Origin of the sequence: Pseudomonas sp. 14P_5.3_Bac1 (assembly GCF_025466135.1) — a bacterium.
In the GTDB taxonomy this organism is placed as follows: domain Bacteria; phylum Pseudomonadota; class Gammaproteobacteria; order Pseudomonadales; family Pseudomonadaceae; genus Aquipseudomonas.
In genome coordinates this window covers 186,445-209,207 of sequence record NZ_JANLOF010000007.1, presented here as the reverse complement: position 1 = coordinate 209,207, position 22,763 = coordinate 186,445, and the positions used below count along the sequence as shown (strand labels likewise).

At 61.5% G+C, this 22,763-nt stretch carries 18 protein-coding genes and 1 pseudogene; 6 read left to right on the top strand and 13 right to left on the bottom strand.

Annotated features, from left to right (window positions below; genetic code table 11):
- Positions 1-11 precede the first annotated feature (11 nt).
- The 7 genes from NTD89_RS02040 to NTD89_RS02010 form a co-directional block, all read right to left on the bottom strand.
- The gene (locus NTD89_RS02040) at positions 12-788 is read right to left on the bottom strand and encodes a polysaccharide biosynthesis/export family protein (RefSeq protein ID WP_145163281.1); all 777 of its coding nucleotides are present in this window, start codon (positions 786-788) and stop codon (positions 12-14) included.
- Positions 789-817: 29 nt separating this feature from the next.
- Entirely contained in the window at positions 818-1,729 is a 912-nt protein-coding gene (locus tag NTD89_RS02035) for a glycosyltransferase family 2 protein (RefSeq protein ID WP_242201645.1), read from the bottom strand.
- A gap of 1 nt (position 1,730) precedes the next feature.
- Positions 1,731-3,191, bottom strand: coding sequence for a mannose-1-phosphate guanylyltransferase/mannose-6-phosphate isomerase (locus tag NTD89_RS02030; protein WP_242201643.1), 1,461 nt, complete (start codon positions 3,189-3,191; stop codon positions 1,731-1,733).
- Positions 3,191-4,630 carry an undecaprenyl-phosphate glucose phosphotransferase gene (locus NTD89_RS02025; RefSeq protein ID WP_242201640.1) on the bottom strand — a complete coding sequence of 480 codons (1,440 nt, stop codon included), beginning with the start codon at positions 4,628-4,630 and terminating at the stop codon, positions 3,191-3,193. Before NTD89_RS02025 ends, NTD89_RS02030 begins: the two co-directional genes overlap by 1 nt.
- A gap of 430 nt (positions 4,631-5,060) precedes the next feature.
- Complete coding sequence (locus NTD89_RS02020) at positions 5,061-7,547, bottom strand: TonB-dependent siderophore receptor (protein ID WP_262206285.1); 2,487 nt, start codon at positions 7,545-7,547, stop codon at positions 5,061-5,063.
- Positions 7,548-7,652: 105 nt separating this feature from the next.
- Positions 7,653-8,603: a FecR domain-containing protein gene (locus NTD89_RS02015; protein WP_262206284.1), complete on the bottom strand. Its 951-nt coding sequence runs from the start codon at positions 8,601-8,603 to the stop codon at positions 7,653-7,655.
- Positions 8,590-9,105: a sigma-70 family RNA polymerase sigma factor gene (locus NTD89_RS02010; protein WP_242201634.1), complete on the bottom strand. Its 516-nt coding sequence runs from the start codon at positions 9,103-9,105 to the stop codon at positions 8,590-8,592. Before NTD89_RS02010 ends, NTD89_RS02015 begins: the two co-directional genes overlap by 14 nt.
- A 171-nt stretch (positions 9,106-9,276) precedes the next feature.
- On the opposite strand from NTD89_RS02010, the gene NTD89_RS02005 reads away from it, so the two are divergent.
- Positions 9,277-9,906, top strand: a complete 630-nt coding sequence (locus tag NTD89_RS02005; RefSeq protein ID WP_262206302.1) for a LysE family translocator — start codon at positions 9,277-9,279, stop codon at positions 9,904-9,906.
- Between the two features lie 9 nt (positions 9,907-9,915).
- Here the strand turns inward: NTD89_RS02005 and inhA are convergent, their stop codons facing one another.
- Positions 9,916-10,596, bottom strand: a complete 681-nt coding sequence (gene inhA, locus NTD89_RS02000; RefSeq protein WP_145163298.1) for an isonitrile hydratase — start codon at positions 10,594-10,596, stop codon at positions 9,916-9,918.
- Positions 10,597-10,685: 89 nt separating this feature from the next.
- Between inhA and NTD89_RS01995 the strand changes: the two genes are divergently transcribed.
- Positions 10,686-11,654, top strand: a complete 969-nt coding sequence (locus NTD89_RS01995; RefSeq protein ID WP_262206283.1) for a GlxA family transcriptional regulator — start codon at positions 10,686-10,688, stop codon at positions 11,652-11,654.
- 140 nt (positions 11,655-11,794) lie between these two features.
- On the opposite strand, the gene NTD89_RS01990 is transcribed toward NTD89_RS01995, so the two are convergent.
- The 5 genes from NTD89_RS01990 to NTD89_RS01970 all read right to left on the bottom strand — a co-directional run bounded on the left by NTD89_RS01990 (position 11,795) and on the right by NTD89_RS01970 (position 16,692).
- On the bottom strand, positions 11,795-12,700 hold the full coding sequence (locus NTD89_RS01990; RefSeq protein WP_262206282.1) for an alpha/beta fold hydrolase: 906 nt from the start codon (positions 12,698-12,700) through the stop codon (positions 11,795-11,797).
- A 70-nt stretch (positions 12,701-12,770) separates the two neighbouring features.
- Entirely contained in the window at positions 12,771-13,352 is a 582-nt protein-coding gene (locus NTD89_RS01985; RefSeq protein ID WP_262206280.1) for a GNAT family N-acetyltransferase, read from the bottom strand.
- Positions 13,349-13,828, bottom strand: a complete 480-nt coding sequence (locus NTD89_RS01980; protein ID WP_262206279.1) for a cysteine hydrolase family protein — start codon at positions 13,826-13,828, stop codon at positions 13,349-13,351. The genes NTD89_RS01985 and NTD89_RS01980 overlap by 4 nt, the downstream gene beginning before the upstream one ends.
- Positions 13,829-14,072: 244 nt before the next feature.
- Entirely contained in the window at positions 14,073-15,899 is a 1,827-nt protein-coding gene (locus tag NTD89_RS01975) for a glycoside hydrolase family 15 protein (RefSeq protein WP_262206278.1), read from the bottom strand.
- On the bottom strand, positions 15,892-16,692 hold the full coding sequence (locus tag NTD89_RS01970; protein ID WP_242201621.1) for a glucose 1-dehydrogenase: 801 nt from the start codon (positions 16,690-16,692) through the stop codon (positions 15,892-15,894). The genes NTD89_RS01975 and NTD89_RS01970 overlap by 8 nt, the downstream gene beginning before the upstream one ends.
- Before the next feature lie 74 nt (positions 16,693-16,766).
- Here NTD89_RS01970 and NTD89_RS01965 point away from each other — a divergent pair, with 74 nt between their 5' ends.
- From NTD89_RS01965 to NTD89_RS01950, 4 genes and pseudogenes are all read left to right on the top strand, one after another.
- Positions 16,767-18,551, top strand: a complete 1,785-nt coding sequence (locus NTD89_RS01965) for an ATP-dependent nuclease (protein WP_262206276.1) — start codon at positions 16,767-16,769, stop codon at positions 18,549-18,551.
- A 140-nt stretch (positions 18,552-18,691) separates the two neighbouring features.
- Positions 18,692-19,192, top strand: a complete 501-nt coding sequence (locus NTD89_RS01960; RefSeq protein WP_145163659.1) for a sigma-70 family RNA polymerase sigma factor — start codon at positions 18,692-18,694, stop codon at positions 19,190-19,192.
- 23 nt (positions 19,193-19,215) lie between these two features.
- A complete protein-coding gene (locus NTD89_RS01955) occupies positions 19,216-20,169 on the top strand; it encodes a FecR family protein (RefSeq protein WP_262206274.1) in 954 nt (317 codons plus the stop codon).
- Positions 20,170-20,266: 97 nt separating this feature from the next.
- Positions 20,267-22,673: pseudogene (locus NTD89_RS01950) on the top strand (TonB-dependent siderophore receptor).
- Positions 22,674-22,763 lie beyond the last annotated feature (90 nt).

The window sequence follows — 22,763 nt, the reverse complement described above, 5'->3', positions numbered from 1 at the left end:
ATGTCGCTCCTTCAGTTATTGCCGCCGCTGGTTTTGGTGTAGTTGTAACCAACCCCAATGGATTTGGTGAACGGGATCAGTTGGTTCAAGTAGGTATCCACCCCTTGGATGCGCTCGCCGACGTTGGATTTAGGCACGAACACCACATCCCCGCGTTGCAGGTGCACCGGTTTACGCCCGTTCGGGCCGGGTTTGAGGTATTGGCTGAAGTCCAGGAAGTAGGCGTGGTAGGCGCCCTGGGCATCTTCGCGCAGCAGCGCGACCATGCTGGCATTGCCCGAAGGGTTCACCCCGCCGGCGCCGACAATCGCTTGCTCCAGGGTGTTGGCCGTGCCGAGTTGCACCGCCGTCGGGTTATTCACCGCGCCGCCGACGATCACCGAATTGCCCGGCGCCTGGTTGATATTCACCGTCACCCGCGGCTCGCGGTAGACCGGCGCGAGCTTGTTGCTCAGCTCCGCGGCCAGTTCCGATGGCTGACGGCCGGCGACCTGGATCGGCCCCAGGAACGGGTAGTTGATCTTGCCGTCGGTCTGCACCGTGTACAGCGTCAGCTCATAAATGGTGCTGACGTTGAACGCCGACAGCGTCGGCATCTCGCCGGCATCGCGCACGATCCGCAGCTGATCGCCGATACGGATGCGTTCCACGGCCGGCGGCAGCTGCGCCAACTGGTCGAGGGCGCGTTTGCCGTCCTCGACGGTCTTGTCATCCGGCGGAACAATGCGTGCCGGCGTATTGCAGGCGGCCAAGGCCATCACGGCCAGGAGGAGCACGGTTTTTTTCATAAGGGCGGACTTCCTGTTAGTCATGCTGCTCACCTCCAATAACCGGGGAACATGCTGATGCGCCGCTTGAGGGCGAGGGGGAGCCGGCGTTCCTGTTGGCCCAGCCGATAGCCGAGCAACTTGAACGCGCTGCGCACCAGTACTTCGGGTACGCGGTGCAATGCACCGGCTGCGCGCAATGCCGCGAGCTCAGCCAGTACATAGCGTTTACCTTCACCGCCGGCATCGCCAAACGCCTGGCGAATCCACGGCTCGCGACCGTAGAACACGCCAATGTCGAAGTAGCGGTGAAACTCATCCATGAGTCGGTAATCGTGGGAGTGGTACACCCGCGCCGTGGCGGCGTAGCGCACCGTGTAGCCTTCAAGCAGCATGCGCGCAGCGACGTAGGCGTCTTCGCTGCCGATCACATCGGCGGGAAAACCGCCGACCGCCTGCAGGGCGCTGCGCCGGTACACGCAAAACGAGTCGGAGCTGAAGCAGGTCTTGATCCCCAACTGCGGCGCATCGGCCAGGCGCTTGCTACGGCTGTGTGGCGGGTAGTTGAAGTGCCGCGACTGCGCGCCCAGCACACCGGCGCCGGGGTGCGGCAATTGGCGGCCGTAGGCCACGCCGTTGAGCGGATCTTGCTGCAGCTCATCTAGCAGGTTGGCGAAGGTCTCGGGGTCTGCGGGGATCGCGTCCTGGGTCATCACGATCAGCGCCTCGCCGTTCACCTGTTCACTGGCCCAGCGCCGTGTGCCGCCGTGGTTGAAATCGCGGGCGTCGATCACCTCGACCCGGGCGCCGAACTCGCGAAAGCGCGCCACGGTGTCATCGCTGGAAGCGCTGTCGACCACCAGCATTTCGTCCGGTTGCAGCGTCTGCATGTTCAGCGCAGGCAGCAGCCGCGCCAGGTGACTGGACGCGTTGCGGGTCGGGATGATCAACGAGGTGCGCATGTCACTTTTTCACTTCTGCGGGGGCACGCCCGTAGATGTCGTCAAAGCGCACGATGTCGTCTTCGCCCAGGTACTCGCCGCTCTGCACCTCGATCATCACCAGGTCGATGATGCCGGGGTTGGTCAGGCGGTGTTTGTGCCCGGCCGGAATGTACGTGGACTCGTTGGCGTTGATCAGGAATTCGCGCTCACCATTGGTGATCTGCGCCGCGCCGCTGACCACCACCCAGTGTTCGCTGCGGTGGTGGTGCATCTGCAACGACAGTGACGCCTGGGGCTTGACCACGATGCGCTTGATCTTGAAGCGGCTGCTTTCCTCCAGCACCGTGTAGGTGCCCCACGGCCGGGTGACCGTGCGGTGCAGGCTGTACGCCGGGTGATTCTGGCGCTTGAGTTCGGCGACGATGTAACGCACATCCTGGCTGCGGTTGGCGTCAGCGATCAGCAGCGCATCCGGAGTGTCGACAATGATCAGGTCGTGTACGCCAACGGCGCCAAGCACGCGCTTGGGTGAGTCGATGTAGCAGTTGTGCACGTCATGCAAAATCGCTTCGCCATTGACCTGGTTGCCGTGGGCGTCGCTGGGCGTGAGCTGGCGCAGCGCCTCCCAGGAACCGATGTCGCTCCAGCCGATGTCGCAGGGCACCACGGCGACTTTCTGGGACTTTTCCATCAGCGCCACGTCGATGGAAATGTCCGGTGCGCTGCCGAAGGCGTCCGAGTCCAGTTCACGCTGGCGCGAGGTTTTATTTTGCAGGCTCTGGCTGTGGTCCAGTGCGGCTTTGGCGGCCGTCAACACGTCGGGGGCATGGGCGGTGAGTTCCTCCACCAAGGTGCTGGCCTTGAAGCAGAACATGCCGGCGTTCCACAGGTGTTTGCCGCCGTCGAGGTAGGCTTGCGCGGTGGCCTGGTCGGGTTTTTCGACAAAGCGTTTGACCCGGTTGCCGGTGCCCAGCGCGTCGCCTTTTTCGATGTAGCCAAAGCCGGTTTCCGGGTGGTCGGGCTGGATGCCGAAGGTCACCAGATAACCGGCTTCGGCCAGGTCGCGGGCCTGGGTGACGGCTTCGGCAAACGCGACTTCATTGAGGATCAGATGGTCGGCGGGCATCACCAACAGTTGCGCCTGATCACCGAAGTGTTCCTGCACATGCAGCGCCGCCACCGCAATGGCCGCCGCCGTATTGCGCCCGAACGGCTCCAGCAACAGGTCCAGAGGCAAGTGGGCCTTGTTGACCACGCGGTAGTCATCCAGGGTGCGAAACAGCAGGTCGCGGTTGGTCACCGTGAGCACGCTTTCCACGCCGGGCAGTTTGGCGGCGCGCTGAAAGGTTTTTTGCAGCAGGCTCTGGCCGTCACGCATGCGCATGAAAGGCTTGGGCATGTTCTGGCGCGACACCGGCCACAGCCGAGTGCCCGAACCACCGGAAATAATGCAGGGAATTAATCCGTTGAGGGTATTCATCAATAGACTTCCTTGGTGGAGAGGACGGCTGGGACCGTCATGAAGACGATGTACAAGTCAAACCACACCGACCACTTGGAGATGTACTCCAGGTCGTACTCGACACGTTTCTGGATCTTGTACAGGGTGTCGGTTTCACCCCGGTAGCCGTTGATCTGTGCCCACCCGGTGATGCCCGGTTTGACCCGATGCCGCGAACTGTACTCGCTCACCGCCACTTCGAACGGAACGCCGGCAGCCTTGGTCGCGGTGGCATGCGGGCGCGGGCCCACCATCGACATGTTGCCCTGCAGCACGTTGAACAACTGCGGCAGCTCGTCGATGCTGGTCTTGCGAATGATGCGGCCCACCCGCGTGATGCGCGGGTCCTTGCGGGTGGTCTGTTGCTCGGCGGTGAAGTCGCTCTGGTCGGTGAACATCGAGCGGAACTTGAACACGCGAATCTCGTTGTCGTTGTAGCCATAACGGTTCTGGCGAAACAGCACCGGCCCCTTGGAATCGAGCTTGATCGCAATCGCCGTTGCCAGCATCACCGGCGACAGCGCCACCAGGGCCATGCTCGCCAGCAGCAAATCTTCACAGCGCTTGATCACCGGCGACCAACCGCGCAAGGGCAGCTGCGAGGTGTTGAACATCAGGATGCCGCCCACGTCTGTGATGCGACTGTGGCCGTAGCGCAGCGCGGCCATGTCGGGCACCAGCATGACGTTCACCGACAACTGGCGCAGGCGATTGACCAGCCCATGGATGCGCTGCTCGGCAGCCCAGGGCAGGCAGATCATCACTTGGTTGACCTGCTCGGCGCGGATCAGTTTTTCCAGGTCGCGGGTGTTGCCCAGCAAGGGCAGGCTGCTCAATTCCTTGGGGATGCGCTCGGTGCGGTCGTCGATAAAACCGATCAGGCCGGAGCGGATATCGCCATTGCGTTGCAGGTGATCGGCAACGTGCACGGCGGTGTCGGTGAAGCCCAGGATTACAGTGCGCTGCAGGTATTTGCCCTTGCGCATCAGGTTGCGGTACAGGCGCAGCATCACCAGGCGTTCAATGCCGAACAGCGCCAGGCTGGCGAAGTACCACGCCACCAGGTTGCGCGGCGTCAATTGCGGGAAGAACTGCAGGATCTGGTACATGAACAGCAAGATGCAGAACGCCGCCGACCAGGCGACTATCTTGGCCCGCAGGCGCAGGCGATTGCTGAACAGCTCTTCGGAATAGATGCCCAGAGCCTGGAACAGAATGATGGTCATGATCGCAAAAAACAGCAGCAGACCAAGGAAGTGGGAACGCAGCTCGGGAGCCAGTGGGTCGAGGAACAACACCAACACCAATGGCGGCAAGATGGCAGTCAGGCCATGGATCAACTTGACGAAAACAACAAAAAATTCAACAAAACCAGCGCGGGTCAGAAACAGGCTATCGACTGAAGACTTTTCTCGCATAAACATCCCTCATTGCACTCCAGACCTACTGTTCGGCTGTTTGGTCCATCGGCAGCAGGCTGCGTGAAGGAGGGCAAGTCGAACGATGGCTACTCTGGGTAAAACGCAACTATTTCATCCAAGTGAAGCCATCCAAATGAAGGAAACTTGCGGGGCTAGTGACTTAAGGAGTGTTCCTTTTCTGTTACTCAGTCAATTTTTTGACTGTGGCGCAAAGGTTGCATGCCAGACACGTTAAGCTGAGTTTTTCGTCGCATTTTATTGACTTTCCTTGCTCGAACACGCGGTGAAGAGGTGTGATTTTGAGTGTAGGAACAAATGTGAGAATTTTCCTGCCAGATGCACAAACCTTTTTCGAATAGAGGTAGGAAAAGGGGACAAGGACGCGGTGGCAGGGCGCCTAAATGCTTGCCACCGGGGACATCGGGGGTTAGAAGTTGCCTTTCACACTCAGGGTAAAATTGCGCGGTTCACCGTAAAAGTTGCCCCAGGCGGCGGTGCCCACGGTTTGATAATAGTGTTTGTCGAAAACATTGTTACCGTTGAGCGCCACGGTCCAGGTGTCGTCTACGCGATAGGCCAGGCGCGCACTCCACACCGCATAACCGGCCTGTTCGAGCTTGATGCCCTGCACGCGGTAGTTGCTGCTCTGGGCGTTGACGCCGGTGCCCACGCTCCATTTCGACAGCGCGCCATCCAGTTGGTAGTCACCCCACATGCGCAGCATATGCCGGGGCACGTAGCTGTTGGACACGCCACCTTCCACGGCGCTGTCGATGTTCTTCAGGGTTTTGGTCTGGGTATAGGTGTAGCCGCCAAACACCTGCAGGCGCTCGAGCAATTCACCACTGACTTCGGCTTCTACACCCTGGGCGCGGGTCTTGCCGGTGTCGCTGTAGCAATAACCGTCGGAGGACGTCGGGCAGACGCTGAGGTAGTCGGTTTCAGCGGTGTTTTTCTGCACGGCGCGAAACAGCGCAAGCGAGCTGTTGAGGCGCCCCTCGAACCATTCGCCCTTGATCCCCAGCTCGTAGTTGTCACCGATCTGCGGCTTGAGTGCCGCGCCGTCGACCGTGGCGTAGGAACTTTGTGGCTGGAAGATATCGGCGTAGCTGGCGTACACCGAGAGGTGTTCGTCGAGGTCATAAATCAGTGCGGCAAACGGTGTGACTTCGCCGGTTTCCCGGGTGCGCGCATCCTGCACGGCCCATTCGCCCCAGGCCAGGTTGTTGGACTGGCGGCGGTTCTCATACCAGCTCACGCGGCTGCCGACGATAAACAACAACGGTTCGGCCAGGCGTAGACGCAACGTGGCGTAGGTGCCGTATTGGGTGGCGGTTTCCTTGACCGTGCCGCCGCGGTACATGTTCGGCCAGAAGGTATCGTTGGCGGGTTCCGGCAGGTGGTGGTCGGGCTGGTAGATGTTCACGCGCGTCGGCAGGTTCTGGATTGCATACACATCATCCTGGGTGCCCCGGCTGCCGTTGGCGCCAATGATCAGTTCGTGTGCGAGGCCGAAGGCTTCGAACTTGCCGTCCAGGTAGGCGTCAAGGCCGAAGTCGCGGTGGTCGTAATCCATCAAGGCCGCGTAGGAGTTGGCCGTCGGTGCCGGGTTGCCATAAGCGATGGTGCCTTCGCTGGCGGCGTATTTGATGTCTTGCAGGTTGCGGCTGTGCACGGCCGCCACGTTGAGTTTCCAGTCATCGCTGAAGTGGTGGGTGAGGTCGGCGAAGAACGTGGCGCGCTGGCTTTGCCAGTCGTTCCAGGATTGGCCCAGGCAGGTGGAGCGGCTGAGCTTGGCGCTTTTGCCGTCGCTGTAGCGCGGCAAGCCGCCCCAGCAGGGCGAGGCGTCAACGTCTTCATAGCTGGCGCCGACGCCCAGGGTGGTGTCGGCGTCGAGGTCGAAATCCAGCGCCGCGTAGACCGCCTGGTCCTGGCGCTTGGCGATATCCATATACGACCCGCGCGTTTGCTGGCTGACGGCCGCGCGGCCGCGCACGGTGCCGCTGTCATTCAGTGCGCCGCCGGTGTCGAGGTCGGCGCGGTAGTTGTCCCAGGTGCCGGCGGACAGCGACAGGCTGGTGGTGGGTTTGGCTTGGGGCCGCTTGCGCACAAAATTCACCGCGCCGCTGGCGGTGCCGGCGCCCTTGAGCATGCCGGCTGCACCCTTGAGCACTTCCACTCGATCATAAATCGCCATGTTGGCGGTAAAGCTGTCGGCCTGTACGTAGTCCTTGCCCATGTCCAGAGGCACCCCGTCGTACTGGTACTGGCCGAGCATCTTGAAACCCCGGGAGTAGAAATACTTGCCGCCCATGGGCGACTCATAGGTGGTGATGCCCGGCGTGCGCTCCATGACGTCATCGATGGTGGTGACGTTCTGATCGTCCATCAATTGACGGGTCATCACGCTGACCGATTGCGGGGTTTCCCGCAGGCTGTGTTCGCCTTTGCCGATCGTCACCGCACCGGTGGTGTAGGCGCCGGTGCCGTCGGTTGTGGCCCCTGCACGGGCGCCGGTGACGGTGGTGGCGCTCAGGTTGAGCGCGCCGGATTCGGCCATTTGCGGCAGCAACAGCCAGGTGCTTGCACCCTGGCGCTGGGCTTGCAGGTGTTGCCCGCGCAGCAGCTGGTTCAACGCTTGCTCGCGGTCAAGGTTGCCGGTCAGGCCCTGGCTGGACTTGCCGGCGACGCTGGTGGCGTCGTACGACAGGCTGATGCCGGCCTGGCGGGCGAACTGATCCAACGCGTTGGCCAGGGCGCCTGGAGCGATGTGCCAATCGCGCGCCTGATTATCGACGGCAGGTGTGTCGGCCATCACGGCCGAGGGCAGGCCACCTCCGCTGAGGCAGGCGCCGAGCACGGCGGCCTGCACCGTGCGCTTGAGGGAAGAACGTTGGGAAGGAAACGCTTGCATGACCGCGGAATGCTCCTGAAGGAAGTGGACAGAACCGGCCTGTTGATCGGCCTTTCCTTACAGGTCGAGCGGCAATGAGCATTCACCTCATTTATTTTTCAGTACTTACACGCGAGGGGCGACGGTGACCCAGTAGCGGCTGCGGTAGTGAATGCTCACCGGCAACGATTGCGCCACCAGGCTCAACACCTGATCGGTGTCGTCCAGTTGGTACGTGCCCGACACGCGCAGGCTGGCTACCGCTTCGCTGCAACGCACCAGGCCGTTGCGGTAGCGGCTCAGTTCGGCGAGGAAGTCGTCCAGGCGCATGTTGTGGGCACTGATCACACCGTCGCTCCAGGCCCAGGGATCCAGGCCGTTGGCAATCGATGGGCGAATGCCGTGGCGGTCGAACAGTATGTGTTCACCTGCTTTGACGATGTGGCGGGCGTTGGATGAATGCTTGTCGGCATACACCGCCACGACGCCGTGCTGCACATCGAGCAAGGTACCTTGAGAGGCTTCGCGCAGCAGAAACCGCGTGTCGAGGGCGCGCAGAAAACCATCGCGAGTCTGTACCCACAACGGCCGGCTGTCGGCACTGCTATTGACCCGTATCTCGCCCTGAAGCAGCTGCACCTGGCGCCGCTCGGCAGTGAAGGCGGTGTCGATCGCGCTGGCGCTGTTGAGCTGCACCTGGCTGCCATCGCTCAATGTGACCCAGCGCCGTTCGCCGGTGGCCGTGCGGTAGTCGGCCAGCAAGGCGGGCAGGGGTGTGTAGTCGCGACCGAGCCAGGCCAGCCCGGCGGCGCCAGCCATCAGCCCCAACACTTTCAAACCTTCCCGGCGGCTGATGCGTCGGCGCGCGCCATCCAGCGCATGGTGGCCGACGCGAGCGGGAACCTGGGCAAATTCATCATGCATGCTCGCTACGCGTTGCCACACCCGCTGATGCTCGGCGCTGGTCTGCAACCACTGCTCGAACGCGGCGGTGCTGGCGTCATCGGCGACGTTGAAACGCAGCTTTATCATCCACTGGATAGCCTGGTCGAGCAGGCGCGGGTCAACGTTCGGCATACCGCAACCGGTAGCAGGCGTGCAGCGCTTTGGACAGGTCGCGCTCGACGGTGGCTTTGGACACGCCCAGGCGCAAGGCGATTTGCGCACACGTCAGGCCATCCAGTTGCGCCAGCAAAAAGGCTTCGCGTACGCGTGGCTTGAGCTGGTCGAGCAAGCGGTCGATGCGCTCCAGGCTGTCGAGGATCAAAAGCCGGGTCTCCTCCGACGGCACTTGCAGTTCCGGGAAGTGCGCGAGGCTCTCAAGGTAGGCGCGTTCCAGTTCGCGGCGCCGGTACTGGTCGATCATCAGACTGCGCGCGATGCTGCTCAGGTAAGCGCGCGGCTGCTGCAAGGTTTGCTGTTTGCGCGCGATGAGCAGGCGCATGAAGGTTTCCTGCGCCAGGTCAGCAGCGTGTTCACGGCAGCCGGTGCGCCGGCTTAACCAGCCGCGCAGCCACGAATGATGAGCCTGGTAGAGCTGGCCGAGGGTGGCAGGGTCCAGAGGGGGGTCGCTCGACATGGGCATCCTGCGCAACAGTCTCAATTGATAATGTTTCGCATTCTAGACGCTGGTTGTGGTCACGAGCAATCGCCCGGTGCCGTCATGAGCAAAGAATGTATCCAGCACAATTTTTTGTGCGCGCAAGGCTGGCCGATTAGCCTGCAGGCTTTTACGGCGCAGGGCTTGAGCATGATCGATCTTTCAACCTTGTTGGTGTTTTCAGGGGCGGTGGTGTTGCTGCTGCTATCGCCGGGGCCGAACATGGCGTTTGTTATCAGCCATGGCGTGAGTTATGGCTGGCGCGGTGGCGTGGCCTCAAGCCTGGGGATTTGCGTCGCAGACCTGCTGCTGACCGCGTTGACCGCCACCGGTGTCACGGCACTGGTCGCCAGTTGGCCGCCGTCGTTTGATGTGATTCGTTATGCCGGCGTCATTTACCTGCTGTGGTTGGTGGTCAAGACCTTGCAGAAAAGCCCGAGCCTGGACGCTGCCCAGGTGAAGCGCGTGCGCCTGGGGCGTGTGTTTGCGCAGGCCATGCTCAACAGCCTGCTCAACCCCAAGGCACTGTTGTTTTTCATGGTGTTTTTGCCTCAGTTCGTCAGGCCGCAGGCCGGTTCCATCACGCTGCAACTGCTGATGCTGGGCGGCGTTCTGACGCTGATTGCCGGTGTATTTCACGCGTTGCTGGGAATTTTTGGCGGCGCGCTAAGCCGTTTTTTTGCCGGCCGCGCACAGAGCGCCAGGCTCCAGAAATGGGGCCTGGCGACGGTGCTCATGCTGCTGGCCGCGCGGCTGGCGCTGATGTCTCGGCCAGCTTGACAGGGCACCTCAACCCAACCGAGCTGCCGCCCGTGCCACGACCTCGCCGCGCACGCGACGCGATTCGGCCGTACGCTTCCTGGCTTCTTCCAGCACGTGCGCGGGCGCGGTCTGCGGGCTGCCCGAATCGAACGGCGGGGCGGGCGCGTATTCGATCTGTAACTGCACCAGTTGCGCCGCGGCCTCGCTGTAGAGTTCGGCGGCCAGGGTCAGGGCAAAGTCGATTCCTGCCGTAATCCCGCCGCCGGTCAGCAGGTTGCCGTCACGCACCACGCGCGCTTGCACCGCAATGGCGCCGAGTGGGGCGAGCAGGTCGTGATAGGCCCAGTGCGTGGTGGCCCTGCGGCCGCGCAGCAAACCCGCCGCGCCGAGTACCAGCGAACCGGTGCACACCGAGGTCACGTAGCGTGCGGTCTGTGCCTGGGCCTTGAGGAAATCCAGGGTTTGCGGGTCTTCCATCAAGGCGCCGACGCCGGCACCGCCGGGCACGCAAATCACGTCCAGGCGCGGGCAGTCGGCGTACGTCATGGTCGGCGTAAACACCATGCCGGTGCTGGAGGTGACCGGTGCCAGGTCTTTCCACACCAGATGCAGTTGCACATCCGGCAGCGAACCCAGCACGTCGTAGGGGCCGGTGAGGTCCAATTGCTGGATACCGGGGAACAACACAAAGCCAATCTGCAAGGTCATCGATGAAGCTCCGATAAAGGGGTAGACGGCCTCACTCTAGAGGCCTAGGCTTTGGCGCATACGCCATTTAGCCCACAGATTACGCCAACATGACCCGGACCATTCACGTACTCGCCTTCAATAACGCCCAGGTGCTAGATGTGACCGGGCCATTACAGGTGTTCGCCACCACCAATGACCTGGCGCGCCAGCGCGGCCAGCCGTTGCCTTATGCGGTGTCGGTGATTGCCGCCCAGGCGGAACCGGTGATGACCTCTGCGGGCCTGGCCTTGGTGGCCAAGCCGCTGCCTGCGGCCGACGCGCCGTGCGACACGCTGGTGATCGCCGGCGGCTGGGGCGTGTATGGCGCCGCCGAAGATGCCGCATTGGTCGATTGGGTCACGCAAAAAGCCCGGCACACCCGACGCATGACCTCGGTGTGCACCGGGGCTTTCCTGCTCGCCGCCAGCGGTTTGCTCGATGGTTGCCGCGTGGCCACCCACTGGACACGCTGCGAGGAACTGGCGCGCAAATTTCCGTCGCTGACGGTGGAGGCCAATCCGATTTTCATCCAGCAAGGCTCGGTGTGGACGTCCGCCGGCGTGACGGCTGGCATCGACCTGTGCCTGGCCCTGGTGGAAGAAGACCTGGGCCGCGCCGTGGCCCTGGAAGCGGCGCGGCACTTGGTGGTGTTCCTTAAACGCCCCGGTGGGCAAGCGCAATACAGCGTGGCGTTGTCCCTGCAAAAGGGCGACAGCCGCTTTGCCGACTTGCACGCCTGGATGGCCGAAAACCTCACCCTCGATCTGAATATTCCCACCTTGGCCGCCCAGGCCGGCATGAGCGAACGCAGTTTCGTGCGGCACTACCGCGCCGAAACCGGCCAGACCCCGGCGCGCGCAGTCGAGCTGATCCGTGTAGAAACCGCGCGTCGGCAGTTGGCCGACAGCACGGCGTCGATCAAACGTATCGCGGTGCAGTGCGGTTTTGGCTGCGAGGAAACCCTGCGGCGCAGTTTCCTGCGGGCACTGGAAGTCACGCCCCAGGCTTACCGGGAGCGCTTCTGCGCACCGACTTGAACAAAAACGTACACATTTTGCAGCGGGCTGGGCCAGTACATTTCCCACAGCATCATCGAAGCGGCGGCACGATCTGGGCAGAAAGCGTGGAGGGGCAGGGCAGCGTGTTCAGTTTCAGGATCAAAGCTGCCCGGTAACGTTCAGGCCCGATCCAGCAGTTCGCAGATTGCTCTGAGTGTGGCCTGTGGCGCTTCCTGAGGAATGTTGTGGCCCACACCGGACAAGACTTCGCGTCGATAAAAACCGCTGAAATGTTCCTCGTCGTCATCCACCGCCGGGGCCGGGCCTACGCCGTCATCAGCGCCGCACAGCGAAATCGTCGGCACCGAAATCGGCGGCTGCGCGGCCAGTGCCTGCTCGATCGCCTCCAGCGCCGGGTCGCCCGGCGCGTAGGTGAAACGGTGCCGATAGGAGTGAATCACCACGTCGACAAAGTCCGGGTTGTCAAACGACGGTGCGGTGTCGCCATACAGCCCCGGCCCCTCAGCCCAGGTCGGCGACCACAGCCGCCACAACAACTCGCAGAACTCACGGCGATTGGCGCTCAGACCGTCCACGCCACGCTGGGTGTGAAAGTAAAACTGATACCACAACCGATGCTCCGTTTCCGGCGCGCTCGGTTCAAGCGACTTGGCAATGTCCTGGATGTTGTAGCCATCCCCGGTCACCAACCCGCGCACTCGGTGCGGCCATAGAGCGGCGACGATACACGCGGCGCGCCCGCCCCAGTCGTAACCGGCGAGCGTGGCCTGCGCGATGCCAAGGGCATCCATGAAATCCAGCAGGTCCTTGGCCAACGCCGCCTGTTGGCCGGAGCGCATCACCTGCGCATTGATAAACCGCGTCGGGCCATAGCCACGCAGGTAAGGCACCAACACCCGGCAACCGCGTTCGGCCAGGGCCGGCGCGATCTCATCGTAGCCCCGCGGGTCGTAGGGGAAACCATGCAGCAGGATCACCGGTTCGCCGTCTTCGGGGCCGTGGGCTTCGTAGGCGATTTCCAGCATCGGCGTACGGACATATAGCAGCGGGGCGAGCGTAGTCATGAGGGGCACTTATCGACTGGCCAAAGTAGCGGCCACTCTAGCTCAAACCCGTGACGGTACGGGGTGTAAATCAAGGCAGTCGTCTGACTTGTCCAGCCCGACCTGGCGCAACGCGATGCAATGCCTGCGTCAATAACCCCAACACCATCAGATCATGCCGCTGGCCATTCCAGAACCCGGCTTCTCGCAACGTTCCTTCGGCGATGAAGCCCAGGCGTTCCAACAACGCCAGTGACGCGGTGTTTTGCGGATGCACCAAGGCTTCAACCCGATGCAAGTGCATGTGCGCGATGCCCCAATCGAGCATCGCCCGCAACGCTTCGCTCATCAAGCCCTGGCCACGGGCGGCGGGCGCCAGTTCACAGGACAGGGCGCAGCTGTGCCAGGCGCGATTCCATTTGAACAGGCCGCAGCTGCCGATCAGTTCGCCGTCCCGTTCAATCCCCCAGCGTGTGCCGGGGTTGGGCTGGGTGCGCCACTGGGCGAAGGTGTCGATCAGCGCGTGGGCCTGGGCGAGGTCGGTCATCGGGTCGGCGCCAAACCAGCACATGTTGGCAGTGTCGCGGTGGATGGCGAACAGGGCGGGGGCGTCGGTTGCGCGCAGTTCGCGCAGGCGCAGGCGCTGGGTGGCAAGCGTCGGGAATGGGCTCATGAGGCGGTCGTCGCCATCACCTGAGCCCGATTAATTACGCATCCAAAATGGTGCCGCCACAAATCCACGCCCAGTGTTCCCGACCGGTCCAGCGACGAGCCCACGGTCAAATCGCTGATCAGCGTCGGCTGCAAGCCGGCGTCAAATAACGCGAACCCGGCCGCCAGCACGCACGTATCGGTTTGAAGGCCACACACCAGCACGCGCTCCGGCGCCAGGCTTTTCAGGTAGTCCAGGGTTTCGGGTGTCGGCGCATAGCCGTGTTTGATGAAGATGCGCTCGGCTGCGATCAGGCTGTCGTCATCCGGCGCGGGTTGCCAGCCCAGTTGGCGGGTGAAGGGGGTGATGCTTTCGTCATGGCGCTCCACGGTGGCCACCGAGGGTAGGCGCCCGAGCAGGACGTTGATGCCATCGACCAGCCACGCGGGTGGATTGAAGGAAGGTTGCACGTCGATGATCAACAATACCTGGCGCATGAGGTTCCTGAACGCAGCTCGGGGGATGCCCATTGTGCACGCTGTGGGGTTCAGCGAGGCGCCTCAGATCAAAATCAACAGCAGGAAGCTGAACCCGATCCCCTGTGGGAGCGGGCTTGCTCGCGAATGCGATGTGTCAGCCTCTGCATGCAGTCACTGACACTCCCGCTTCTCGACAAACCCGCTCGCACAGCTGGCCCTCAGTGTGTCAGGTAGATAGGCCTCTGCTGTGCGTCAAGCCTGCTCAGGGTTGCCAGGTGGTCTTTTCCCCGCTCAGCTTGCGGTCCAGAAAGGTCGCCGCGCTGATCAGCGCCAAATGGCTCAACGCCTGCGGTGTATTGCCCAGGTGATGCGCCTGGCTGTCGAACTCTTCGGCGTACAAGCCCAACGGGTTGGCGTAGCGCAGCAGTTGTTCGAATTCCAGGTGGGCCTTCTCCACTTGCCCGGCGCGCGCCAGGCATTCGACGTACCAGAACGAACACGCGGCGAATGCGCCTTCGGTGCCTTGCAACCCGTCGATCTGGCTGTCGTCGTTGCGGTAGCGGTAGACCATGCCGTCACGCACCAGGCTTTTCTGGATCGCTTCGAGCGTCGACAGCCAGCGTGGGTCGGTCGCCGCGACGAAGCGCACCAGCGGCATCAGCAGCATCGAACCATCCAGCGCAGTACTGCCGATGTGCTGCACGAAGTGCCCGCGCTCTTCATCCCAGAAGTTGCTCCAGATATCCGCGTAGATCGCCTGGCGTGTCTGGTCCCAGCGCGCAAACGGGGCGGGCAGCGAGCGCTTGGAGGCCAACCGGATTGCACGGTCCAGCGCCACCCAGCACATCAGGCGCGAATGCAGGAAGTGATGCTGCTCACCGCGCATTTCCCAGATGCCCACGTCTTGCTGGTTCCAGATTTCGCACACCTGATCTGCTACTTCCACGGTGTGTTTCCAGCCTTCATGGGAAATCGCTTCACCGTATTTGTTGACCAGATACACCGCATCCATCAGCTCGCCGTAGATATCCAGCTGGACCTGGTCAAACGCTTCATTGCCGATGCGCACCGGTTTGGCGCCGCCGTGGCCGCTGAAGTGATCAAGCGTGGCTTCCGGCAGTTCCTGGCGCCCATCAATACCGTAAAGAATATTGATTTTGGTCGCCTGACCGCAGCAGTCACTGACGCGGCCTTTCAGCCAGCGCATGTAAGCGTTGGCCTCCTCGATGAAGCCCAGACGCATGAAGGCGTAGACGGTAAACGAGGCGTCGCGGATCCACGTGTAGCGGTAGTCCCAGTTGCGTTCGCCGCCGGGGGTTTCCGGCAGGCCAAATGTCGCGGCGGCAATGATTGCGCCGTGTTTGCGCGAGGTCAGCAGCTTCAAGGCGAGTGCCGAGCGGTTGACCATTTCGCGCCAGCGCCCACGGTAATTCGACTGCGCGATCCAGCCGCGCCAGAATTTCAAGGTGTGCGCCAGCGCCAGGTCGGTGCAGCCATTGTTGACGCGGGGGTCATCCTGGCCGCCGAGCACGAACTCAGCGCCTTCTTCCTGGCCCAGGGTGAAGCTGGCCACGGCGGCATCGTCTTCGATCTGCATCGCGTGGCTGCCCGCCAGCCGCAGGCCAGGCAGGCCGTCGGCGGTAAAAGACACGATACCGTCGGCGAGGCTGGCCTGGGTTGGCGTGCGCGCATAGTCATGGCGCACGGCGCAGCGCAGCTGGATGTTTGCGCTGCCGCTGACCACGCGCACGCGCCGAATCAGCAGCGGCAGGTCGTCGATTTCTTCGCTGATGACCAGCAGGTCGGTGATTTCCACCACGGCTTCATCGCTCAGCCAGCGGGTTTGCAGCACGTTGGTATCGGGCAGGTAGATTTGCTCACGCCGTGCGTTTTTCAGTTCGGGTGAAAGTTGAAAAACACCCGCCTCAGGCGTGTCGAGCAGCGAACAGAAGATCGACGGGCTGTCGAATTCCGGCCAGCAGAAAAAATCGATGCTGCCGCGGTCATTCACCAAGGCCGCGCTGCGCATATCGCCAATAATGCCGTGGGCATCGATGGCGCTTTGGGGTTCGTTCTTGAAATCAACCATTGCCACGAAACTCCGGATAAAGGCTCATGCCACCGTCAATGAACAGGGTGCTGCCGACCACGTAATCGGACGCGTCGCTGGCCAGCCACACCACCGCGTTGGCCACGTCTTCGACGTCGCCGACGCGGCCATAGGGAATCAACTTCAACAGCTCTTTTTCTGCCGCACCCTCGGTGGCTGCGCGGTTGATCGCCGTACGAATGGCCCCCGGCGCAATGCCATTGATGCGGATGCGTTGTTCGCTGACTTCCTGGGCGAGGGTGCGCATCAGCATCTCCACGCCGCCCTTGGAGGCGGCGTAATTCACATGCCCGGCCCAGGGAATGATCTGGTGCACCGAACTCATGTGGATGATTTTGCCGGCGGCACGCGACACGCCTTCGCGCACGCCCTGGCGGTTGAAAATCCGCACGGCGGCGCGGGCACACAGGAACTGGCCGGTCAGGTTGACGCCGATCACGGTGTTCCAGTCGTCGAGGGTCATGTCGACCAGGTTGGCGTCTTTTTGCAGGCCGGAGTTGGCTACCAGAATGTCCAGGTGGCCGAAGGCATCGAGGGTCTGGGCGAATAAACGTTCTACGTCGGCTTCCTTGGACACATCGCCACCGATGGCAATTGCCTGGCCGCCGTTGGCGTTGATCTGCGCGGCAAGGGCTTCGGCCGGCGCCGCCTGCGAGTTGTAATTGAGCACCACGGCCGCACCGGCCTCGGCCAATGCCTTGGCGGCGCCTGCACCAATGCCGGAACTGGCGCCGGTGACCAGGGCCACTTGTTGCTGCAACGAGATCTGCATAGCCCACCCACCGTTTTAAGAGAGTCTTTGCAGCTGACTGGCGGCGCGGGGCGGAAGTTCACCGGTTGTCTCAAATGCGACGATGGCTGCTTATCCTGCTCAGGCGTTATCGTTGGAGATGTCGTCAGGTACAGGTTCAGGAAGTGGGGAATGCCGCCGATACGCAGGAACATCAATCAGCGTGTTTTGGGCTCATGCATATTTCGCATATTTGGTTTTCTGGCATTCGTACCCTCAATTCTCCCCAGCAGAGCGTCCCTCAAGACCTTTCAGCGCAGGCGCATTTCGACATGTTGTTCGAAACGAGCCCATTAGAAACGGGGCAGGTAAACGTGTTGCTTGGCGAGAATGGGGCCGGTAAATCGACAATCCTCGACATGCTGAGAGGCCTGCGGTACCCAGAGATCTTGGCTTCGCTCCCCCGGGAAAATCCTCCCAGGCAGAGTAATCCCTCCTACGGTGTCAAGTTCAGTAATGGCGAGCGCTGGGGTTATCTCTTTTCCTCTGGTGCGGCGGAACATCCCGAAGAAGCATTGCGTTACGCAAGTTGCATACAATTGCTCTTGCCACCGCCTCAGGCTCATGACGGTGGATGGCAATACTCCTCGGATCAAAGAAGGTTGGCGCGTCGAAAGGTGAATGTGTCGGGTCAGCTTTATAAAAATGCACCGTTCAGCCCGTTCCCACGCTTTTTCAGTTGCTCGTGCATCTGCTATCGCGCTAGTGCCCAACCTGAAGAGGCGTTCGATAAGGCATTCGTTGAGGCGTTGAATAGCATCCGCCACCATCTTCTCGGTTTGGCGGTGTTTCCTAGGGCGGAGGAGAGGGGGCAGACGCTGCTCAACGATGTTTCGTTTCATCTGAGCGAGCCCGGGATCATCGGCGTTTGGCTGGATGATGATCATCGAATGTCTAACGAGTTGCAGGGCCACTGGCTACCATCCGGCTGGAAGACGTTCGCCTGGATTGCAAGCTGGCTGAGGACGTGTCCGGAAGGCGCAGTGTGTCTGATCGAAGAACCGGAAACCCATCTGCATCCAACCCTGATGCGTTACTTGATGGAGACGCTGATCCAGATTGCCAGTGAGCGAACACAACAACTATTTATCAGCACGCATTCCGCAGCATTGATCAATGTTGCCGCTACGGAAAAATTGAAGATTTTCCAGAGCCACGGTACCTACATCGATTGCAAGCCAGACCTAAGCGAAATTCTTGACCGGATGGGGTATATGGCTTCCGATATCTTGCAGGCCAATTGCGTAATCTGGGTTGAAGGGCCTTCTGATCGTACCTATTTAAACCATTGGATCAGCGGGCTGGCGCCCTCTCTGCGTGAAGGTATTCATTATTCAATCATGTTTTACGGTGGGCGTTTGCTGAGCCATCTGACCGCAGATGATGATGGCGAGGAAGGGGATGACAACCTTGAGGATCTTATTAGCCTGATTAGATTGAATCGACATTCAGCGATCTTGCTCGACAGTGATAAGAGCGGCGTCGATAAAGCGATCAACGTCACAAAGCAACGCATTGTTAATGCTTTCAGTCACCACCCAAACCGGCATGTATGGGTGACGAAGGGACGTGAGGTGGAAAACTATCTAGATCCCCTGCGACTGGAAAAAATAATCAAAGCAGTCCATCCGTCGGCGGCACGAACAGGGGGAACCAGTATTTGGGCAAACCGTTTGCTCTACAAAAAGCAGCATGCGCAAAAGAGCAAAACAGCCAACAAGGTCAAGGTAGCATCCGCCTACGTTGCTGATCATATACCTGACTACAGCCCTCTCGATTTGCGAGTGCAAGTTGAGCTGCTGTGTCAGTTCATCAAACGTTGGAACTCAGGCATGGTGTAGCCTGATTAGGCGTTGCAAGTATGGGGTGTGCGGTGGAGCGACGCCGCATCCGGGGAATCACAATCTCGGCGACGCGAAGCAATTGCTCCACTTAATAGGAAACATTACTATTCACGCCCCGCCTCCTCAGTGCTCACTCGATGACTCCTCAGCCGCCCCGCAGAACAGGCTTTTTCGAGCACTACGAAGAGTTGATCGGAACCTGGACACGCCGCCTGAGAAACCGTCAGCAGGCCGAGGACCTGGCCCACGACACCTTCGTGCGGGTGCTTGAGTCGCGTTCCAGCGAGGTTGAGCAACCGCGCGCCTATTTGCATCAAACCGCGCGCAACATCGCCGTTGATGCCTATCGCCGCGAAGACCGGCGTGAGGCGCTGGCGCTGGAAGCCTTTGATCAGCGTTCGCCGCACAGCGGCGATCCGGAGCATTTCATGCACGCGATCCAGTTGGCGGACTCCATCGAGCGGGCCCTGGCCGAGTTGCCGCTCAACTGTCGCAAGGTATTTATCTGGCAGAAAATCGAGGGCCTGACCCAGCAGGAAATCGCCGTGCGCCTGGGCCTGTCTAAAAACATGGTGGAAAAGTATATGATCCGCACCTTGCGACATCTGCGTGACCGCCTGGATGCGATGGCCCCATGACCCGCTTTGACACAGGACCTTCCATGATGGATAGCCGCGCTCGCGACGAAGCCGCGCAATGGTTTGTACGCCTGCAAGAGGCCGACTTGAGCAGCGCAGAACGCCAGCGCTTCGACGCCTGGCGCAACGAGCGTCCCGAGCACCAGTACGAATTCGATGTGCTGCAAGGGATGTGGAGCGCCGCAGACCTGCTGCCCAAGGCGCGTTTGCAGGCGTTGTGTGAGGCGCCGGTCGAGCGGCCCCGGCGCCGCGCCGTTGTGCGTTACGCCGCCGCCGCCAGTGTGGTGGCGATTGCCCTGGCCCTCGGGCTGTTCAGCGGGCTGGATCAGCCCACACCCTACAGTGCGCAATTCAGTACGCGCGTGGGTGAGCATCGCCAAGTGGCCTTGCCGGACGGCTCGGTCATGGACCTGAACAGCCGCAGCGTGGTTGCGGTGCACTATGAAAAGGGCCGGCGCGGAGTAGAGATCAAGCAAGGCGAAGCGATGTTCAGCGTCGAGCATGACACCCGTCGCCCGTTCATCGTGGTCGCCGGGGCAGGGCAGGTGACGGTCACCGGCACACGGTTCGATGTGCGCCGTGACGACGACCAGACCCGCGTGGTGGTCGAGGCCGGCACCGTCAAGGTACAGGGGCGCTCGACGGATCAGAGGGTCACGCTCACGGCAGGCCGCGGCACGCATATCGATTCCCAGGGGCAGGTCGCAGCGGCTTACGCGGTGAATGCCGATGAACTGACCGCCTGGCGCAGCGGAAAACTGGTGTTCAACAACGCCACCCTCGGCGAAGTGGCCCGTGAAGTATCGCGCTACCGTGAGCAGCCCTTGCGGGTCAGCACGGCGGCGGTGAGCAACCTGCGCTTGACCAGTGTGTTCAACGCCCGCGACACCGACGCCTTGCTCAAAGCCTTGCCGCGCATACTGCCGGTCGCCCTGCACAGCTTGCCCGATGGCAGCCAGGAAATTATTTCCCGCTGAGATTCAGGTTTTTTCCGAGTACTTCGTCTTCTCCTGCAACTGCAACTGGTTTGCATTAACAGCCGCACACTCTTGCGATCACAGGACTGGGTTCGACGTGAAAAAACTGACCGTCTACAACAATAAAATTTCCCGCTGGGCGCCCCTGGCGCTGGCGCTCGCCGTCGGTGCCGCGCTGCCTGCGGCCTATGCTGGCGACGGCATCCACCTCCGCGCCCAGCCTTTGGGCGCAGCGTTGAGCCAGTTGGGCCAGCAGACTTCCCTGCAAGTGTTTTTCAACCCGGACATGGTCGCCGGCAAGCAAGCGCCTGCGGTGGACGGTAACCTCTCGCCCGAACAAGCCCTGCGCCAGCTGCTGCAAGGCAGCGGCCTGGATTACCAGATCGACGCCGGCTCTGTGACCCTGCGCCCGCAAAGCACCGGCACCGGTGAAGCGGGCTCGCCGCTGGAGCTGGGCGTCACTGACATCAAGGTGGTCGGCGACTGGTTGGGCGATGCGAACGCCGCCGTCGTGCAGAACCACCCTGGCGCGCGCACGGTGGTGCGCCGTGAAGCCATGGTTGAGCAGGGCGCAATGAACGTCGGTGACGTGCTGCGCCGCATCCCTGGCGTGCAGGTGCAGGAATCCAACGGTACCGGTGGCAGTGATATTTCCCTGAACGTCGGTGTTCGTGGCCTGACGTCGCGCCTGTCGCCACGCTCCACCGTGCTGATCGACGGCGTACCGGCGGCGTTCGCCCCGTATGGCCAGCCTCAACTGTCGATGGCGCCGATTTCCGCCGGCAACCTGGACAGCATCGACGTGGTGCGCGGCGCCGGTTCCGTGCGTTATGGGCCGCAGAACGTCGGCGGTGTGATCAACTTCGTCACCCGCGCCATTCCCGAGACATTCTCCGGTGAAGTCGGCACCACCTTGCAGACGGCTGAACACGGTGGCTGGAAACACGTCGACAACGCCTTTGTGGCGTGGCACCGCCGACAACGGGATTGGCGTCGCGTTGCTCTATACCGGCGTCAACGGCAACGGTTACCGCGACAGCAACAACGCCAATGACATCGACGACGTGATCCTCAAGACGCACTGGGCGCCGACCGATCAAGACGATTTCTCGCTTAATTTCCACTACTACGACGCCAGCGCCGACATGCCCGGCGGCTTGACCCAGAAGCAATTTGACGCCAATCCGTACCAGTCGGTGCGCGACTACGACAACTTCAGCGGCCGCCGCAAGGACGTGTCGTTCAAGTACATCCGGCAGATCGATGACCGTACCCAGGCCGAAGTGCTGACCTACTACACCGACAGTTTCCGTGGCAGCAACATTGCCAACCGTGACCTGAAAACCATCGGCTCCTACCCGCGCACCTACTACACCTTCGGCATCGAGCCGCGTGTGTCGCATGTGTTCGACGTGGGCCCCAGCACTCAGGAAGTCAGTCTCGGTTACCGCTACCTCAAAGAAGGCATGCATGAGCAAGCCAGCAGCTTGAACCTGGTCGACAATGTGCCGACGCCGGCTGGCCAAAACGATGGACATGTTTATCAGGACCGCACCGGCGGCACCGTCGCCAATGCGTTCTATCTCGATAACAAAATCGATATCGGCAAATGGACCGTCACCCCGGGTATCCGCTTCGAAAACATCGAAACCCGTTGGCATGATCGCCCGGTGGTCGCCCTGAACGGCGTGCGCACTGTGGAGAAAAATCGCAAGATCGAGAGCAACGAGCCCTTGCCGGCGTTGAGCGTGATGTACCACATTTCCGATGCCTGGAAACTGTTCGCCAACTACGAAACCTCGTTCGGCAGCCTGCAGTATGCGCAGATCGGGCAGGGCGGCCGGGTCAACCAGACGGCCGATGGCCTGAACCCGGAAAAAGCCAAGACCTACGAGGTCGGCACGCGCTACAACGACAGCGTGTGGGGCGGCGAAGTGACGTTGTTCTACATCGACTTCTCGGACGAGTTGCAATACGTCAGCAATGACGTGGGCTGGACCAACCTGGGCGCCACCAAGCACCAGGGCATCGAAACCTCGGCCCACTACGACCTGTCGAACCTCGACCCGCGCCTGGACGGCCTCACCGCCAGCGCCGGTTTCACCTACACCAAGGCCACCTCTGAAGGCGATGTACCGTTCAAGGGCCGCGACTTGCCGCTGTATTCGCGTGAAGTGGCAACAGCGGGCCTGCGTTACGACATCAATCACTGGACCCATAACCTGGACGTCTATGCCCAGTCCGGGCAACGAGCGCCGGGCACTGGCACCACTTACATCACCCAGGGCAGTGCCGATGGCCAGTACGGCGATATTCCTGGTTATGTGTCGGTCAACGTGCGCAGCGGCTATGACTTTGGTGCGCAACTGTCGAACCTGAAACTGGGCGTGGGCGTGAAAAACGTTTTCGACCAACAACATTACACGCGCTCGAGCGATAACAACGCCGGGTTGTACCTTGGCGAACCACGTACCTTCTTCGTACAGGCAAGCGTCGGGTTCTGACCTGCCGCTGACACGAAAAATCGCAGCCCTGGGGCTGCGATTTTTTTGCGCCTTTCCTACAGGTAGTTAAGCGACCTGCTGCCGGGTCAG